Origin of the sequence: Mobilicoccus massiliensis (assembly GCF_000826525.2) — a bacterium.
GTDB classification, from domain to species: Bacteria; Actinomycetota; Actinomycetes; order Actinomycetales; family Dermatophilaceae; genus Mobilicoccus; species Mobilicoccus massiliensis.
In genome coordinates this window covers 159,162-174,743 of record NZ_LN651326.1, presented here as the reverse complement: position 1 = coordinate 174,743, position 15,582 = coordinate 159,162, and the positions used below count along the sequence as shown (strand labels likewise).

The following is a 15,582-nucleotide window of genomic DNA, read 5'->3' as shown; positions in this document are numbered from 1 at the left end:
GATGCCGGTCACGATCGCCGTGCGGTTCCCGCACGGTCACTATCACGCCACAAGCTGGGATAGCGCGCCGAACAGCGGCGATGTCGAGTGGCCGCCGTCGCCCTGGCGGCTCGCTCGCGCGCTGCTCGCCGTCTGGTACACGAGAACGTCCGACCTGCCGGAGGACGCTGTCGACGCCGTCCTCGACGTTCTCCGGGAGCCGCCGAGGTACTGGCTGCCTCCGGTCACGTCAGAGCACACGCGTCACTACCTACCCCAGACCGCCGACCTGCGCGGTGAGAAGCGGGAGACGACGATGACGCTCGATGCCTCCGTATACGTCGACCCTCGCGCCGAGGTCCTCATCCACTGGGACGCGGACATCGACGATCGGACGCGAGAGACGCTCGATCGCCTCGTCCGAGCGTTGCCGTACCTGGGCCGAGCCGAGTCGGTGTGTGACGCCCGTCTTGCCGTCGACGCCGACGTAGGCGGCGACCGCTTGGATGATGCGGGCTGGTGCGTCCCTGATCCCGCAGGAGCACATCGCGTGCTGTGCCTCACCGAGGAGACGACCCGGGAGGAGCTCGAGCGACTGCCGGACGAGATGCGGGCTGCCAAGATGCTGCGTCCTCGAGGCAGCCGGTGGGTGGCGTACACGAGCCCGGTGCGGTCTCCGGATGTTCGGCGCCTCCCGGAGACGGGGCCCACTCCGTCGCAGGGCGGGTCGGTCATCGAGGCGCTTCGCTGGCGGGTGCACGGACCGATCCCGTTTCGCGCCGAGTTCGGGCTCTGGGCTGCGGAGGCGTTGCGTGCCGGCCGCCTCAAGGCCGCTGAGGACGCAGGCGTGGTGGATGCGGTGCTCAGCGGGCATCTGCCTCGTGACGGCGGCAACGTCGGGAGGCCCACACAGTTCCGGCGGCACGAGTCGGCGCACTGGCTCTGGCTCGAGGGCACGGGCTCCCAGTGCTTCTCGTGGAGTGCCGGCGCAGGCGGGGGGGTCGCCGTCGAGGTGCCGCGGCATCGCGTCGTTCAGGATCTCGCCGTCTGGATCCCGAGCGGCATCCCGGAATCGTGGGTGTTGCCTCTTGTTCGGGGATACCAGGGCCAGACCGGCCTGTTTCGCAGTCGCGGCTACCAGCCGAAGGGCTACGTGCCGGCAGACTTGCACCTCGTCGGGATGGGGTCGGCTGCCGACGTGCTCCCGGAGATCGTCGGGCGCGATGCGACCGAATGGGTGTCCGCGACGCCGTACCTGACGACGCGCCATCGGCATCGTCGGCAGTCGATGCCCGAGTTCGTGGCCGATGACATTCGTCGGGAATGGGATCGGCGGGCGTTTCTCGACGGCCACTCTCTCGTCGATGTCGAGGTTGTCGACTCGAGCTATCCGAACCGGTGGGCGTCGCGCTATCGACGCAATCGGTGGCTGCTGCCCGGCTCGGCCCGAGCCTCGCGCGGCATGGCCGACCCTGCTTATCAAGCGATGGTGCGGTTGCGTGTCGAGCCCGGTCTCCCCGGCCCGGTCTCCCTCGGGGCGATGAGCCACTTCGGTTTCGGCCTTTTCGTGCCGATCGGGAGACATGGGTGAGGTCATGTCGGACGTGCCCACGCTGGTGCCCGCGCGGATGCTCAACGAGTTCGTCTACTGCCCTCGACTCTTCTATCTCGAGTGGGTGGATCGTCAGTGGGAGGCGAGCGACGACACCGAGCACGGGCGCTGGGTACATCGTGATGTCGATGCGCGTCACGGCGCCTTGGCTCCACCGGAGGGCGTCTCACCGGAGACCGTGCGGTCGGTGGCCCTGTCGGACGCGGACTGGGGGCTGACGTGTGTCGTCGACCGCGTCGACCACACCGACGGCACTTGTTCGCCGGTGGACTACAAGCGGGGCCATCCGGATCGCGACGGAGTTCCGTGGCCCGCGGATCGAATCCAATCGCTGGCCCAATGTGCGCTGTTGGAGGCGGCGGGGTACGTCGTGACGCATGGCGTGATCAGCTACGCCGAAACTCACCGCCGCGTGGAGGTGCCGTGGACCGACGAGGCGAAGAACGAGCTTCGTTCGGTCGTTCAGGAAGGCCGTGAAGTCGCGGCACGCATTCGGCCGCCCTTGCCTTTGATCGACAGCGCAAAGTGCACGCGCTGCTCGCTCGCCGGGCTGTGTCTGCCGGACGAGATCAACGTGCTTCTCGCCCGGAAGGAGACGGCAGCGCGGCGAATCTTGCCGCGAGATCCAGACTCGCGCCCGGTGTACGTGACCGAGCCTGGATCGATGGTCTCGGCGCGGGGAGGCCGCATCGTCGTAACGAAAGATGGCGAGAAGTCGGCCGATCTGCGCTTGATCGACGTTCAGTCCTTGTGTGTCTTCGGGAATGTTCAGGTCTCGACACAGGCGCTGACACGGTTGTGGGGAGCGGGTGCCCCGGTTCTGTATCTGAGCACCGGTGGGTGGCTGAACGGGTGGTCGGCCGGACAGCCGCACAAGAACGTCGAACTTCGCCGGCGACAGGTGATCGCGCACGCGACAGGCGGACGCTTCGCGGCTCGGATGGTGCACGCCAAGATCCGCAACCAGCGGACGCTGCTGCGTCGTCTCTCTCGTGGGGGTGTGGAGGCGGCGACTGCAGCAGCGATGATGGACCTCGCGCGTCGGGCGGTCGAGATACCGCGCTATCCGGACCTGCTCGGGATCGAGGGAGCGGCGGCGCGGCTCTATTTCGACGCGTTCTCCCGCATGCTCGCCGATCCGCGAATCAGGTCCGCGTTCGAAGCACAAGGACGCGAGAAGCGGCCCCCGCCTGATCCCGTCAATTGCGTGCTCGGCTACTGCTACGCCTTGCTCGTCAAGGATCTCGTGGTGGCCTGCCTGGCGGTCGGTCTGGATCCCTACCTCGGGGTGCTGCATCGACCTCGATTCGGGCGGCCGTCGCTGGCGCTCGACCTCATGGAGGAGTTCAGGCCGATCGTGGCGGACTCGGTGACGATCTCGGTGTTCAACAACAACGAGGTCACGGAGTCGGACTTCATCCGGCGGGGGATCGGCGTCCAGCTCACGGCCAAAGGCCGAAAGAAGGTGACCGCTGCGTATGAGCGCCGCGTGACGTCTGAGCTCACCCACCCGGTCTACAAGTACAGGCTCTCCTACCGACGGGTCTTCGAGGTTCAGGCGCGGGTTCTGGCGGCCGCGATGGTGGGGGAGATCGACGATTACGTGCCCGTGGTGACGCGCTGATGGCACGCCGACGCCACCTCATCGCTTACGACATCGCCGAGGACAAACGTCTGCGGCGGGTTGCGAAGGTGATGGAGGCATATGGCGAACGTCTCCAGTACTCGGTTTTCCTCTGCGACCTCAGCGGAGCGGAACTCATTTCGTGGCGGCAAGACCTTCTAGGTCTCCTCGACTTGAGCGACGACTCCGTGGTCGTGATCGACCTGGGGGTGCCTGGGACGCAGCGCATGGAGGTGATCGGGAAGTCGCGTCGCCTCCCCTCAGCGGGGCCCTTCGTCGTGTAGCTGCGAGGGGCCGCGCGCTGCCCGTCACCCGCAGGAGGGTTCGCGCGCAGGTCAGGGCCCCGTGGGCCGCATCTTGACACGTGAACAGTGGACATCAACGCACGCTTGCGCGCGACCTCTCGCGTCAGCTCGCATCCCTGCAGGTAGAGCCCGACGAGTCTCGGGACCTGTGTTCGCCACCTTCACGGTGGCGCGTAATTCCGGCCAAGCCAACGCGGCGCAGATGAAAGTCACCTATCTGATGTGTTCGCCACCTTCACGGTGGCGCGTAATTCCGGCCTCGGCGCGGGTCATCGTCGCCGCCGCGTACAGACGCGGTGTTCGCCACCTTCACGGTGGCGCGTAATTCCGGCGAAGACATCTCCGTGCTGGCATCCACCCACTACCAGGCGGTGTTCGCCACCTTCACGGTGGCGCGTAATTCCGGCGGCGCATCGTCACACGAATGCGCGCGAAATCCCCGAACGTGTTCGCCACCTTCACGGTGGCGCGTAATTCCGGCGAGAGCGACCCGGGCCCCGGGCTCCCGCAGGAGGTCGGCGGTGTTCGCCACCTTCACGGTGGCGCGTAATTCCGGCCCCGGCTCAGGGCATCCGTCAGGCACTCGTCGCAGAGTGTTCGCCACCTTCACGGTGGCGCGTAATTCCGGCAACAACGCGGGCTTGCGGGGCTCCGACGCTGGCACGTCGGTGTTCGCCACCTTCACGGTGGCGCGTAATTCCGGCTCGCGGGCCTCCCACTGGACCAGCTCGAGGCCGTGTCCCGTGTTCGCCACCTTCACGGTGGCGCGTAATTCCGGCGACAGGGACGCGCCCATCGGGGTCGCGGTGGCGACGGGTGTTCGCCACCTTCACGGTGGCGCGTAATTCCGGCGGTCAGTCGCGGGGCGTGTGGTCATGGGCGTAGCGGCGTGGTGTTCGCCACCTTCACGGTGGCGCGTAATTCCGGCCCGATCCGGGCACTGATCTCGCGGATGGACAGGCCCTGCTCGGTGTTCGCCACCTTCACGGTGGCGCGTAATTCCGGCCGGGTGAGCCGATAGGCCGGCGGCACCCGTCGCCCCTCGTGTTCGCCACCTTCACGGTGGCGCGTAATTCCGGCCGCTCCGGTGTGAAGCGCCTCGCGGTGCGGGATCTCCGTGTTCGCCACCTTCACGGTGGCGCGTAATTCCGGCAAGACGATGTTCCAGCGGCTCACGCCGCAGTCGGAGGGGTGTTCGCCACCTTCACGGTGGCGCGTAATTCCGGCCTGGGGGTGTTCCACTGCAGGTAGAGCCCGACGAGTCTCGGGACCTGTGTTCGCCACCTTCACGGTGGCGCGTAATTCCGGCCTGGGGGTGTTCCACGGTCACCGACCACCCTTCCGCGGGTGTTCGCCACCTTCACGGTGGCGCGTAATTCCGGCACGAGAGGAGAGGATTGATGACAGATCATCACGAGGTGTTCGCCACCTTCACGGTGGCGCGTAATTCCGGCAGGCCAAGGTCATCGCCTCTGAGGCCAAGCCCGACAAGTGTTCGCCACCTTCACGGTGGCGCGTAATTCCGGCACCACCAGCAGGCAGCTTGTCCCATGCCGTCCCAAGGTGTTCGCCACCTTCACGGTGGCGCGTAATTCCGGCGGAGTGAGGGGATTGTGCGCCCACCGGCGCGCTCGTCGGGTGTTCGCCACCTTCACGGTGGCGCGTAATTCCGGCTATGACCCGCGCCTGGCGACGATCTACGCCGCGGCCGGTGTTCGCCACCTTCACGGTGGCGCGTAATTCCGGCGTTGAGGAGTTGGGCGTGCGCGACGAGGCTGTCGGCCGTGTTCGCCACCTTCACGGTGGCGCGTAATTCCGGCAACGACTTCCTGCGGGGCGTAACGCAGAACGCGACGTGTTCGCCACCTTCACGGTGGCGCGTAATTCCGGCGAGGCCCGCATGAAGTGGGATCCGAACCTGGCGCTGGTGTTCGCCACCTTCACGGTGGCGCGTAATTCCGGCACGGAGGCGTGCGAAGTTGTTGTCCCTGCCTGGGTTCAAGCGAACATCAGTTCCATCCTCACCTCCACCCGGCCGTCGGGAAGCTGTTCGCGGGCGCCGGTCTCCGTGAATCCCATTCGTTCGTAGAGCGCCCGGGCCCGCGCGTTGGTGTCGATGACGTCGAGGAGCACCCCGTCATCCCCGTCGGCGCGGGCCTGGTCGACGACGCAGCGGACGAGGTCGGTGGCGACCGACGTGCCGCGTACCGCCGGGGACACCCACATCGAGACGAGGATCGGTAGATCGCGGTGCTCGTCGCGGAAGGTGCGCGCCATGCCGACGGGTTCGTCGTCGACGAACGCGAACCACGACGGCTGCGTGCACCAGTCGCGCCAGGTCTGCTCGGGGTACGCCTCCGACTGACCGAGGGTGGCGCAGAACGCCGACGGCGAATCACGCAAGGCCGTCAGCCGCACCTGCCGGTAGGTCTGCCATTCCTCCGGCGCCAACCGCCTGATGACGAGGTTCATGCGTCGACGGTACGGGGGCCGATGTGGCAACGCTCGTGATTTTTGCCGCCCCGCAGGGCGCACTGATCCCGCGAAGGTGGCTCACCGCCGCCCGGTGGCACATACCCCCGGGGGTATGCTCTACTGGGTGTTGTCGTCACGCCGCGACCCACCACAGCACGCGGCCATCCCCTGGAGGGACGCACGCATGCTCTTCACCCAGCACTACCTCGACTGCCTGTCGCAGGCGTCGTACGTCATCGGTGACGAGACGACGAAGCAGGCCGTCGTCGTCGACCCGCGCCGCGATGTCACCGACTACCTCGATGAGGTCGCCGAGCACGGCATGACGATCGTCGGCGTCATCAACACCCACTTCCACGCCGACTTCGTCTCAGGCCACCTCGAGCTCGCGGAGAAGACCGGCGCGTGGATCGGGTACGGCGAGGCCGCCTCGCCCGAGTTCGAGTTCCGTGCGCTGAAGGACGGTGAACGGATCGGCCTCGGCGATGTGACGCTCGAGATCATGGCGACCCCGGGCCACACGCCCGAGTCGATCAGCGTCCTCGTCCGTGAGCACGCCGACGACGAGGTCGCCTACGGCGTCCTCACCGGAGACGCCCTCTTCATCGGCGACGTGGGTCGCCCCGACCTGCTCGCCTCCGTCGGCGCGACCGCCGACGAGCTCGGCCGCAAGCTGTACGACTCGGTCCAGCACAAGCTCATGGCCCTCCCCGACGCCGTCCGCGTCTTCCCCGGCCACGGCGCCGGATCGGCGTGCGGCAAGAACCTCTCGACCGAGAAGCAGTCGACGATCGGCGAACAGCGCCGCACGAACTACGCCTGTCGGCCGATGAGCGAGGAAGACTTCGTCGCGGTCGTCACCGAAGGTCAGCCGAGCGCTCCCTCCTACTTCACCTTCAACGCCACCCTCAACAAGCAGCAGCGGGCCACGCTGCTCGACGACACCGTCCCCGCCCTCGACGAGGCGGATCTCACGGCCGCGATCACGGACGGCGCGATCGTGCTCGACACCCGCCCGGCCGACGAGTACACCGCCGCCCACCTGCGAGGCTCCGTCAGCGTGCCGGTCGACGGCCGCACCGCCGAGACCGTCGGCATGCTCCTCGCCCCCGATCAGCGCATCGTCCTCGTGGCCCCCGAGGGGCTAGAGCAGGAGACCGCCACCCGTCTCGCCCGCATCGGCTACGACCACGTGGTCGGCTACCTGCCCGACCTCGATGAGCATCTCGTCGCCCACCCGCAGAGGGCCGAGCAGTCCAGCCGCCTGCGCGCGGACCAGCTCGAGTCCCTTCCCGCAGGCGCTCAGCTCGTCGACGTGCGCGGCCCCGGCGAGGTCGCGGGCGGCGTCATCCCCGGCGCCGTCAACATCCCCCTGCCCGAATTGAGCCGCCGGCTCGATGAACTCGACGAGCATCGTCCCGTCATCGTCAACTGCGCCGGCGGATGGCGCTCCAACGTCGCCGCGAGCTACCTGCGTCACGCCGGCTTCACCGACGTCTCCGACCTCATCGGCGGATACGGCGCCTGGGCCGCAGCGAACCCGATGGCCTGCTGATGGACATGTGGATCCTGCCGCTGGCTCTCGCCGTCGGCATCCTGCTCGGCACGCTCGGTGGTAGCGGGGCGATCCTCACCGTCCCGATCCTCACCACGCTCGTGGGTCAGTCCCCACGGGCGGCGACGGCCGGCTCCCTCGTCATCGTCGGCCTGTCGGCGCTGGTCGGCATGGTGCCGCACCTGCGCGCCGGCCGGGTCCACATCCGCGACGGGCTCACCTTCGGCGTGCTCGGCGCGGTGGGCGCCCTGGTCGGCTCGCGGCTGTCGGCGACCGTGCCGGGACCCGTGCTGATGGTCGCGTTCGCCGCACTCATGCTCGTCGTCGCCGGAGTGATGATCCGCAAGCGGATGTCGAGCGCCCCAGCGCAGAGCAGGAGTCGGGGCTGGCCGGCCCGGGTCGCTGCCGCGACCGTGGTCGGCCTGCTCACCGGGTTCTTCGGCGTGGGAGGCGGATTCGTCATCGTGCCGGCCCTGACGCTCGTCATGGGCCTGTCCATGACGAGCGCCGTCGCCACCTCGCTGCTCGTCATCGCCGTCAACTCGGCGATCTCGCTCGCCTCGCGCGCCGCCCAGGGCCTCCCGCTCGACTGGGGCGTCATCGGTCCATTCGCCGTCCTCGCCGTCATCGGCACGCTCCTCGGCGCACGACTGTCGGGCCGCGTGGATCAGCGAGTTCTCAACCTCGCCTTCATCGCCCTGCTCGTCGTCGTCGCGCTCGGCATCGCCGCTCAGAACATCCCTGCCCTCCTGAACTGAACTCGGCAGGGTACCCCCAGGGGTATACGATCGCCATGACCGAACGGAAGGAGCGGCCCGTGAGTGGCAGGCCCACTGCGCCGGCGGCTACCGGGCCTCGATCGCCGCATCCTTCCTCGCCGCGGCCGGGCGACACGTCGTCGCGATCGACGACGCCTTCGACCACGCGGCCGACACCGGCTTCACCCTCACCTGACACACCGTCACCTGACGCATCCCCAACTGACCAACTCCCACGGAGACGCCCGATGACCCGTTCCGAACACATCACCACCGCCGAGGCGCAGGCCTGGCTCGACGCGCCCGACGCTCCCACCGTCCTCGACGTCCGCACCCCCGCCGAGTACGCCGGCACCCACATCGAGGGCTCCGTCAACGCGCCACTCGACCTGCTCGAGCACCACGCGCACCGCATCGGTTCGTCCGTTCCCGGTGACGTCCTGCTCGTGTGCCGCACCGACCGCCGGGCCCACGCGGCCGCCAAGCTCCTCGCCCCGACGATGGGCGGCCGGGTCCACGTCCTGGTCGGCGGCATGACCGACTGGGAGAAGGAGCGCCGCGACGTCGCGCGCGGTGACGGGGGACCGTGGGCCATGGAACGGCAGGTGCGCACCGTCGCCGGCGCCCTCGCCGTGACCGGCATCGTCGCGAGCACCGTCGCTCCCAAGGCCAAGTGGCTCTCCGCGGGCATCGGCGCCGGCCTGTTCTACGCGGGCGTCTCCGACACCTGTGCCATGGCCAAGGTCCTCGGCAGGATGCCCTGGAACCAGGCCGACAACGCCCCCACGGCCGCCTCAGTCGTCGACCGACTGGCGCACCGAACGAAGGAGAACTGACATGTGCCGACCCGCCACCTGCAAGGTCTGCGGCAACACGACGTGGGCCGGCTGCGGCCAGCACGTCGCCCAGGTCAAGGCCGGCGTCCCGGCCGGCCGGTGGTGCAATGGGAGGCACACGGACGCCGAGAAGCAGCAGGCCGCCGCTCGCCGAGGCGGCCTCCTGTCCCGCCTGCTGCCACGATGACGACACGATGACGCCGCCGCGACGAGGTGCCCCATCGCCCGACCACGCCCCATTCCCCGAAGGTTGCCCATGAACATCCCCGCCGAAAACCTCGACCCCGTTCTCAAGCGCCTCGCCCGCGCCCAGGGGCAGCTTGCGGCGGTGATCCGCATGATCGAGGAAGAACGAGACTGCAAGGACATCGTCACCCAGCTGTCGGCCTGCACCAACGCCCTCGACAGAGCCGGGTTCGCGCTCATCAGCACCGGCCTGCAGCGCTGCATCATCGACACCGACGACGAGTCCGAGCGTGCCGAGAACCTCGCCGCCATGGAGAAGCTCTTCCTGACGCTCGCCTGATCGTCCGTCTTCTCTCGGCCGTCGCCACTGCGGACGCGACCGACGCGAAGAGCGGCCCGCCGGCGTGGGATGAGCCCTCCACCGCACCGGCGCAGCCCTCGAGTCGCCCACGTCACAGTCGCGCGAACGACGGCGCGCCCCGCCGAATCCGCGCCCGAACCGCCCGCGGTAGGGCATGGCTCCGCACACCCGGGCTGCTCGCACGCTCACATACACCGGAATTCGGTCGAACTACCGGGTGAGCTGAAAGCAGGTGGCCTGATGACCGATACCTCCATGACCCACGAGCACTCCGACGCCCCGGAGGCGTCGACCGACTCGTCCGACGTCCCCGAGGGCGCTCTGGTCACGTTCTTCCAACCGTTCTACAACCTCCGCACCACGCGGCTGCAGGGCCTGGAGGCCCTGACGCGGCGCCGCGACGGCGACGGCCATGCGGCGCTGCCTGCGGAGTTCTTCGCCGACGCCGAGGCCCGCGGCCGGATGCGCGAGATCGACCTGCGCACCCTCGACGACGCGTTGGAGCACCTGGCCGTCTGGCGTCGCGACGAGGCCCAGCGAGACCTCATCCTCTCGGTGAATCTCGCGTTCGACACCGTCGCCCACCCCGAGTTCGTCGCCGACGTGGCTCAGCGACTCCGGCGGCACCGCGTACCCGGCGACCGGCTCCTCGTCGACATCACGACCGATACGTTCCGCCGGCTCGCGGCCGACGACGAGCAGGCGCTCGCGCGCCTGCGCAGCCTGCAGGACCTCGAGATGACGTTCTGCCTCGACGGTTTCACCGCCGGCGACCTCGAACTCCTGCCGGTGGCGGCCGCAGTGCCGGTCGACGTCATCAAGCTGCACCCGCGTGTCCTGACGCAGGGCACGCGACAGGAGGTCGCCGACGTCGCCCGAGCGATCCAGGACGCCGGCCTGCCGATCGTCGCCGCCGGGGTCGAAACGGCCGAGGAGCTGCGACTCGTGCGCGAGCTCGACTTCGAGTGGGCCCAGGGTTTCGTCCTCGGCCGGCCGGCGGACGCCGAACTCGTCTTCTCGCAAGCCTCCGCCCTGCCCGAGCTGTGAACGGCGGCGGCGCGAGGAGAACGAGGAGGAGGATCGACGATGGCCACCCTGACGTGGCCTAGCCCGGCGAGCGTCCCCTGGCTGCGCTGGGTCCCGATGGCCGTGGCCTGGATCGCGACGATCGGCGTCGCAGCCTGGTACCTGGCCGACCCGCACGGCGACGGCGCGACCGCTCTGTCCATCGCCTTCGGAGTCTTCTGTTTCGCGATCATGATCGGCCCGATCGTGCGCAAGGCCCGGCCCGTTCGGGTGTGGATGCCCGTGATTCTCGGAGGGTTCTTCTTCCTGCTCTCGCTGGCGAGCGAGACCGTCGAGACGCCCGGTTCGGACGCCCTCAAGTTCAGCGACGTCTTCTACTTCGCCGGTTACGCGTGTTTCACGCTCTGGCTGCTCGGCCTCGCCGAATACCTCGGCGGGAGCCGCGATCGCACGGCGATGCTCGACGCGTCGGCGTCGACCACGGCCACCGCTCTCGTGCTCTGGACCCTGGCCCTCGCGCCGCAGGTGGGGGACTCCGGGGTCTCCTACGTCGTCATCTGGGGGATGTACGCGATCTTCGACGTGATGCTGCTGTCACTGTCGATCCACGTGTGGATGCATCTCGGCCACCTCCCACGGGCTCTGCTCTACCTCATCGCCACGTTGGCCTTCGTCTTTCCTCTCGACATCATCAACGCGGTCGTCCCGCAGGGGGAGATCCCGCGGGGCGACATGCCGATCCTGCTCACGGTGTACCTCTTCGTCTTCTTCGGGCTGGCGGCCGCCGGGACCCACCCCTCCCTCCCGGAGCTCTCACGCCGGTCGGTCGATCCCGCGAAGCGCCGCTACAACGGGCGGCGCACGGCGTTCATCCTCTTCACCGTGTCGCCGGCCGCCGTGGCGACTGCCGTTCCGTCGCACGGCTTCATGGACATGCTCGTCCGCACCGTCCTCGTCTCCGCCATTCTCCTGCTGCTCTTCCTGCGACTGTGGACGACGATGGGCGACCTGCAGATCGTCGAGGAGGACAACATCCACCGCGCGACGCACGACCCCCTGACAGGTCTGCTCAACCGGGCGGCTCTCGCCGAGACGCAGGCCGGGGTCGTCGCACGGGGCGCGGCAACGGGCAGGTCGACCGCGGTGCTCTTCGTCGACTGCGACGACTTCAAGAGCATCAACGACACGTGGGGTCACCACGCGGGCGACAACCTGCTGCGTCACATCGCGGATCGGCTGCCGTCGTGCCTCGGGCCCGACGACCTGCTCGCGCGGCACGGCGGCGACGAGTTCGTCATCGTCGCGAGCGTGAGTGGCACGCAGGAGGCGATCGGCCTCGCCGAACGCATCCGGCATCTCTTCGACGAGCCGCTTCCGATCCTGCCGGACCGCACCCACAACGTGACCCCGTCGATCGGGGTGGCGGTCGCCGGCCCGGGGGACGGGTCGAACGTGGAAGAGCTCGTGCGGATGGCCGACTCGGCGATGTACGAGACGAAGGCCCGCGGTCGTGGAGGCTACGTCCTCTTCGACGACGAGCTCGCGGAACGCACTCGCACGCGGGCCGTGGTCGGCGATCGCCTCGGCGACGCCATCCGTGACGACGCGTTCTCGATCCGGCTCCAACCGATCATGGGCGGCGAGGGGTATTCGAGCCTCGTCGGCTGGGAGGCGCTCGCCCGTTGGCACGACGACGAACTCGGTGACGTGCCGCCCGACGTGTTCATCCCGGTCGCCGAACACCTGGGCCTGATCGGAGAGATCGGCGAGCTCGTCCTGCGCCGTGCCTGCCACGAGCTGGCGCGTCTGCGTGCCGTGTCCCCCGAGGACGAGTTGCGGATGAGCGTCAACGTCTCACCCGCGCAGCTCCTCGCGCCCGACTTCGCCGACGTCGTGCGCGATGCCCGCGACTCCGCCGGACTGCCGAATGGGGCGCTCTGGCTCGAGGTCACCGAGACGCTCCTCGTCGATCGCGGTCTCGTCGTTCTCGAGGCACTCACCGAGATCCGGGAGTTCGGCGTCGGCATCGCCATCGACGACTTCGGTACCGGGTACGCCTCGCTCGGCACGCTCCTGCGGCTGCCGACCGACTGCGTCAAGCTCGACCGCTCCCTCGTCACGCGGCTCGACAACGTCGACGGCAAGCGGCAACTGACGGCCGTGCTCGACCTGCTGCACAGCCTCGGCATCACCCGCATCATCGCCGAGGGCGTCGAGACCTCCGAGCAGGCGACCGTGCTGCGCGAGCTCGGCTGTCCCATGGTGCAGGGCTGGCTCTACGGTCACCCGACGACGACGGAATCGATGCTCGCCGCTCACGTCGCGACCGCGTGACGACGCGGCACGACTGTCGCAGTCCCTTCGCTCAGCGGGTCGCAGCGGAACGCTCGCGCGGCGCGCAGCCGGACGCCGCGCAGTCACGCCGGGCCGGCACAACCCGGGGTCGGGATGAGTCAGCGGCGCCGTCTCTGTCCGGGGCCGTCGTCGGGGTCGGACATGAGAGCGTCGATGCCCCGCCTGGATCGTGGCAACCACCAGTTGCCGGCGAGGCCGCTCAAGAGCATCGCCGCCACCACCGCGATCCACGCCCAGCCCTCCGACTGCCGCTCCGACAGGCCGAGTTGCTGCGTGATCCACCACACGACCCAGTACAGGCACACACCCACCACCAGCGCACACGCGGCGCCGACCAGCACCACCCGAGCCGTTCTCACACGCCCACGGTACCCAGAGTCGCGATCAGCGGCGGCCGAGCTGCAGGTGCGACCAGCAGCGATACGTGGCCCACACCCCGGCGAGTCCGATGACGACGGGGGCCGACAAGGCGCCGGTCGGGAGACCGAGGCCCGGGGTCGCCCACAAGAAGGGGATCGCCCACGGGATGTACTCGCCGACGCCGAACCCGGCTGCGATGTTGGTGGCGACGACGATGGCGAGGGTCGCGCCGATTCCCGCAAGATAACCGCGCCACCGGGTCGCGACCCACGCGGCGGGGAGCGCACTGAAGACGATGCTGATCCCTGCGGCCAGCAGCGTGAGCCAGCATCCGAACGCGCCGCCAGGAGGTAGCCCGAGCGCGATCCCTCCGAGCACCGACACGGTGCCCTGGACGAGGACGAGGGCTGCGCCCCAGCAGAGGCAGGCGGTGAGCTTGGCGCACGCGACGGTACCCAGGCGAGTCGGGATGGCGAACAGGCCCCCCACGGTGCCGTCGGTGAATTCGCGGCCGACCGTCCAGGAGATGACGATCCCGGCGCTGAGCAGCACCGTGACCCCCAGACTGAGCGCCGCGAGCCCGACGTACCCGTCCCAGCCATCGGCCGAGATCATGGCGGCAGCCTTGCGGCCGAAATCGGAGCCGGGACTGTGGAGGGCGGCGGCGTACCCCCCGATCGATGTCAGGGAGACCAGGGCGAGTGCGGCCACGGCACCGATGCGGCTCACGGGTGCCCGCCAAGCCTTCCGGCACTCGATGCGCACGACGGGATCCAGGGCGATGATCATGCGCACTCACGCCCCGCCTGCTCGGACGCGACGATCGTGTCGAAGAAGACTCTCTCCAGGTCGGTCCCGTTCGGAGTGATGGTGTCGATGACACGGCCTCGGTGCAGGACATCGACGCGGTCGGCGACGCGAGAGAGTTCGTCGAAGTGGTGACTGGTCAGCAGAATCGAACACCCCTGCTCGGCGAGGCGATGCACCTCGTCGCGGAAGGCGACGACGGCGAGCGGGTCGAGGCCGTTGGTCGGCTCGTCCAGAACCACCACCGTCGGTTCGTGCGACAGCGCGCCGATCAGCCCGACCTTCTGTCGAGTGCCGAGCGAGAGTCGCTGGACCCGGGTACCAAGCCGGTCGGCCATGCCGAGCGCTTCCGCCAGTTCCTCCGCTCGACGTGCTGCCCGGCGCGGTTCCGCACCGTGGAGGCGGGCCATGTCGGCGATGTTCTCCCGCGCGGTCAGCTCCGGATAGATCGACGGGGCTTCGACCAGGTGTCCGACCGTTCGCCATGCGCTGCGCGGCCCCGTCTCGATGTCCTGCCCGAGCAGTCGCACGTGGCCCGCATCGGGCCGAAGCATGCCCAGAGCCACCCACAACGCGGTCGTCTTGCCGGCACCGTTGAGCCCGACGAGCGCCCGCGCCTCGCCAGGAACCACCCGCAGACCGAACCCACGAAGGACGGGCCGGCCCCCCAGTTCCACGTGGACATCCTCGATCTCGAGGCCGACGCTCATGAGGATGCCTCGATCAGGCTTCCGAGGCCCTCCGTCAGAGCCTCGCTCGGTCCGCCCTTTCCGGGCGTGGCCGCCCAGTCGAGCAGGATCGCGGTGGCCGCTCCCATGACGGCGCCGGCCGCGGCTCGGGCTGCGGGCACGCCGGAACCGGATTCCGCCAAGGCGCGAAAGAGTGCGTCCTCGGTGGCGGCGGAGGAGGCCCAGACGGCGCCACGCAGTGAGGGTGTTTCCGCGACGAGGCGAATCCGGTCGGCGAACTCGGCCGACGCCAACTCCTCCTCGGCCTCCGGCGAGGTCATGGCGGCCAGAATCCCGTGAACGGTGCGCCGCAGGGGCGTCCACGATCGCGGCTGAGCCGCGACGGCGGCCGCCAACGCCGGGTCGAACAGATCCCCGACGATCACCGACTCCTTCGTCGGAAAGTGGCGGAAGAACGTCATGTGCGAGACGCCGGCGGCCTTCGCGACCGTCGCCACCGACACCGTGTCGTAGCCCCGCTCGAGGAACAGCCGCAGAGCCACTTTCTGCAGGGACTGGCGCGTCGACGATGCTCTCACATGGGAATTGTTACTCACTAACATCACCAAGGCAAGGCCTCCGGGGACCAGGCGATGCATCGGCCGCGCCGGAGCC

15 protein-coding genes and 1 CRISPR repeat array are annotated in these 15,582 nt (G+C 68.9%); of the genes, 10 read left to right on the top strand and 5 right to left on the bottom strand.

The annotated features are described in order from the left end of the window. Position 1: 1 nt before the first annotated feature. Genes csb2 through cas2 form a run of 3 tightly spaced genes read left to right on the top strand, consistent with a single transcriptional unit; the run spans position 2 to position 3,499 of the window. Positions 2–1,570 (top strand): type I-G CRISPR-associated protein Csb2, encoded by a 1,569-nt coding sequence (gene csb2 / locus BN1197_RS03485; protein WP_040156189.1) that lies wholly within the window; start codon positions 2–4, stop codon positions 1,568–1,570. Then, on the top strand, positions 1,563–3,215 hold the full coding sequence (gene cas4g/cas1g / locus BN1197_RS03480; RefSeq protein ID WP_217991143.1) for a CRISPR-associated endonuclease Cas4g/Cas1g: 1,653 nt from the start codon (positions 1,563–1,565) through the stop codon (positions 3,213–3,215). The genes csb2 and cas4g/cas1g overlap by 8 nt, the downstream gene beginning before the upstream one ends. Next, positions 3,215–3,499, top strand: coding sequence for a CRISPR-associated endonuclease Cas2 (gene cas2, locus BN1197_RS03475; RefSeq protein ID WP_040156187.1), 285 nt, complete (start codon positions 3,215–3,217; stop codon positions 3,497–3,499). Before cas4g/cas1g ends, cas2 begins: the two co-directional genes overlap by 1 nt. 169 nt (positions 3,500–3,668) lie before the next feature. Beyond that, positions 3,669–5,483: a CRISPR direct-repeat array (repeat unit 36 nt; unit sequence GTGTTCGCCACCTTCACGGTGGCGCGTAATTCCGGC). A gap of 35 nt (positions 5,484–5,518) precedes the next feature. Here the strand turns inward: cas2 and BN1197_RS03470 are convergent. Then, the gene (locus BN1197_RS03470) at positions 5,519–5,992 is read right to left on the bottom strand and encodes a GNAT family N-acetyltransferase (protein WP_052465942.1); all 474 of its coding nucleotides are present in this window, start codon (positions 5,990–5,992) and stop codon (positions 5,519–5,521) included. A 187-nt stretch (positions 5,993–6,179) separates the two neighbouring features. Here BN1197_RS03470 and BN1197_RS03465 point away from each other — a divergent pair, with 187 nt between their 5' ends. The 7 genes from BN1197_RS03465 (at position 6,180) to BN1197_RS03435 (ending at position 13,051) form a co-directional block, all read left to right on the top strand. Further along, positions 6,180–7,550, top strand: a complete 1,371-nt coding sequence (locus BN1197_RS03465) for an MBL fold metallo-hydrolase (protein WP_040156186.1) — start codon at positions 6,180–6,182, stop codon at positions 7,548–7,550. Then, the gene (locus BN1197_RS03460; protein ID WP_217991142.1) at positions 7,550–8,308 is read left to right on the top strand and encodes a sulfite exporter TauE/SafE family protein; all 759 of its coding nucleotides are present in this window, start codon (positions 7,550–7,552) and stop codon (positions 8,306–8,308) included. Before BN1197_RS03465 ends, BN1197_RS03460 begins: the two co-directional genes overlap by 1 nt. A gap of 248 nt (positions 8,309–8,556) precedes the next feature. Next, entirely contained in the window at positions 8,557–9,144 is a 588-nt protein-coding gene (locus BN1197_RS03455) for a rhodanese-like domain-containing protein (protein WP_052465941.1), read from the top strand. 1 nt (position 9,145) lies between these two features. Next, positions 9,146–9,331: a hypothetical protein gene (locus BN1197_RS03450; protein ID WP_040156184.1), complete on the top strand. Its 186-nt coding sequence runs from the start codon at positions 9,146–9,148 to the stop codon at positions 9,329–9,331. A 69-nt stretch (positions 9,332–9,400) separates the two neighbouring features. After that, positions 9,401–9,670 (top strand): metal-sensitive transcriptional regulator, encoded by a 270-nt coding sequence (locus BN1197_RS03445; protein WP_040156182.1) that lies wholly within the window; start codon positions 9,401–9,403, stop codon positions 9,668–9,670. A 261-nt stretch (positions 9,671–9,931) separates the two neighbouring features. Further along, a complete protein-coding gene (locus BN1197_RS03440) occupies positions 9,932–10,738 on the top strand; it encodes an EAL domain-containing protein (RefSeq protein ID WP_040156179.1) in 807 nt (268 codons plus the stop codon). Positions 10,739–10,777: 39 nt separating this feature from the next. Further along, positions 10,778–13,051: a putative bifunctional diguanylate cyclase/phosphodiesterase gene (locus BN1197_RS03435; protein ID WP_052465940.1), complete on the top strand. Its 2,274-nt coding sequence runs from the start codon at positions 10,778–10,780 to the stop codon at positions 13,049–13,051. A 119-nt stretch (positions 13,052–13,170) separates the two neighbouring features. On the opposite strand, the gene BN1197_RS03430 is transcribed toward BN1197_RS03435, so the two are convergent. The 4 genes from BN1197_RS03430 to BN1197_RS03415 are packed head-to-tail and all read right to left on the bottom strand — an operon-like array spanning position 13,171 to position 15,566. Continuing rightward, complete coding sequence (locus BN1197_RS03430) at positions 13,171–13,431, bottom strand: hypothetical protein (RefSeq protein WP_141397195.1); 261 nt, start codon at positions 13,429–13,431, stop codon at positions 13,171–13,173. A 25-nt stretch (positions 13,432–13,456) separates the two neighbouring features. Then, entirely contained in the window at positions 13,457–14,221 is a 765-nt protein-coding gene (locus BN1197_RS03425; protein ID WP_040156563.1) for an ABC transporter permease, read from the bottom strand. Next, entirely contained in the window at positions 14,218–14,949 is a 732-nt protein-coding gene (locus tag BN1197_RS03420; protein ID WP_040156176.1) for an ABC transporter ATP-binding protein, read from the bottom strand. The genes BN1197_RS03425 and BN1197_RS03420 overlap by 4 nt, the downstream gene beginning before the upstream one ends. Further along, entirely contained in the window at positions 14,946–15,566 is a 621-nt protein-coding gene (locus BN1197_RS03415; RefSeq protein ID WP_245851806.1) for a TetR/AcrR family transcriptional regulator, read from the bottom strand. The genes BN1197_RS03420 and BN1197_RS03415 overlap by 4 nt, the downstream gene beginning before the upstream one ends. Positions 15,567–15,582: the final 16 nt, after the last annotated feature.

Coding starts and splice junctions, on each gene's coding strand:
- BN1197_RS03425 (WP_040156563.1), bottom strand. CDS start 14,221: ATGATCATCGCCCTGGATCCCGTCGTGCGCATCGAGTGCCGGAAGGCT.
- BN1197_RS03440 (WP_040156179.1), top strand. CDS start 9,932: ATGACCGATACCTCCATGACCCACGAGCACTCCGACGCCCCGGAGGCG.
- cas2 (WP_040156187.1), top strand. CDS start 3,215: ATGGCACGCCGACGCCACCTCATCGCTTACGACATCGCCGAGGACAAA.
- BN1197_RS03415 (WP_245851806.1), bottom strand. CDS start 15,566: ATGCATCGCCTGGTCCCCGGAGGCCTTGCCTTGGTGATGTTAGTGAGT.
- BN1197_RS03465 (WP_040156186.1), top strand. CDS start 6,180: ATGCTCTTCACCCAGCACTACCTCGACTGCCTGTCGCAGGCGTCGTAC.
- BN1197_RS03435 (WP_052465940.1), top strand. CDS start 10,778: ATGGCCACCCTGACGTGGCCTAGCCCGGCGAGCGTCCCCTGGCTGCGC.
- csb2 (WP_040156189.1), top strand. CDS start 2: ATGCCGGTCACGATCGCCGTGCGGTTCCCGCACGGTCACTATCACGCC.
- BN1197_RS03470 (WP_052465942.1), bottom strand. CDS start 5,992: ATGAACCTCGTCATCAGGCGGTTGGCGCCGGAGGAATGGCAGACCTAC.
- BN1197_RS03455 (WP_052465941.1), top strand. CDS start 8,557: ATGACCCGTTCCGAACACATCACCACCGCCGAGGCGCAGGCCTGGCTC.
- BN1197_RS03420 (WP_040156176.1), bottom strand. CDS start 14,949: ATGAGCGTCGGCCTCGAGATCGAGGATGTCCACGTGGAACTGGGGGGC.
- cas4g/cas1g (WP_217991143.1), top strand. CDS start 1,563: ATGGGTGAGGTCATGTCGGACGTGCCCACGCTGGTGCCCGCGCGGATG.
- BN1197_RS03460 (WP_217991142.1), top strand. CDS start 7,550: ATGGACATGTGGATCCTGCCGCTGGCTCTCGCCGTCGGCATCCTGCTC.
- BN1197_RS03445 (WP_040156182.1), top strand. CDS start 9,401: ATGAACATCCCCGCCGAAAACCTCGACCCCGTTCTCAAGCGCCTCGCC.
- BN1197_RS03450 (WP_040156184.1), top strand. CDS start 9,146: ATGTGCCGACCCGCCACCTGCAAGGTCTGCGGCAACACGACGTGGGCC.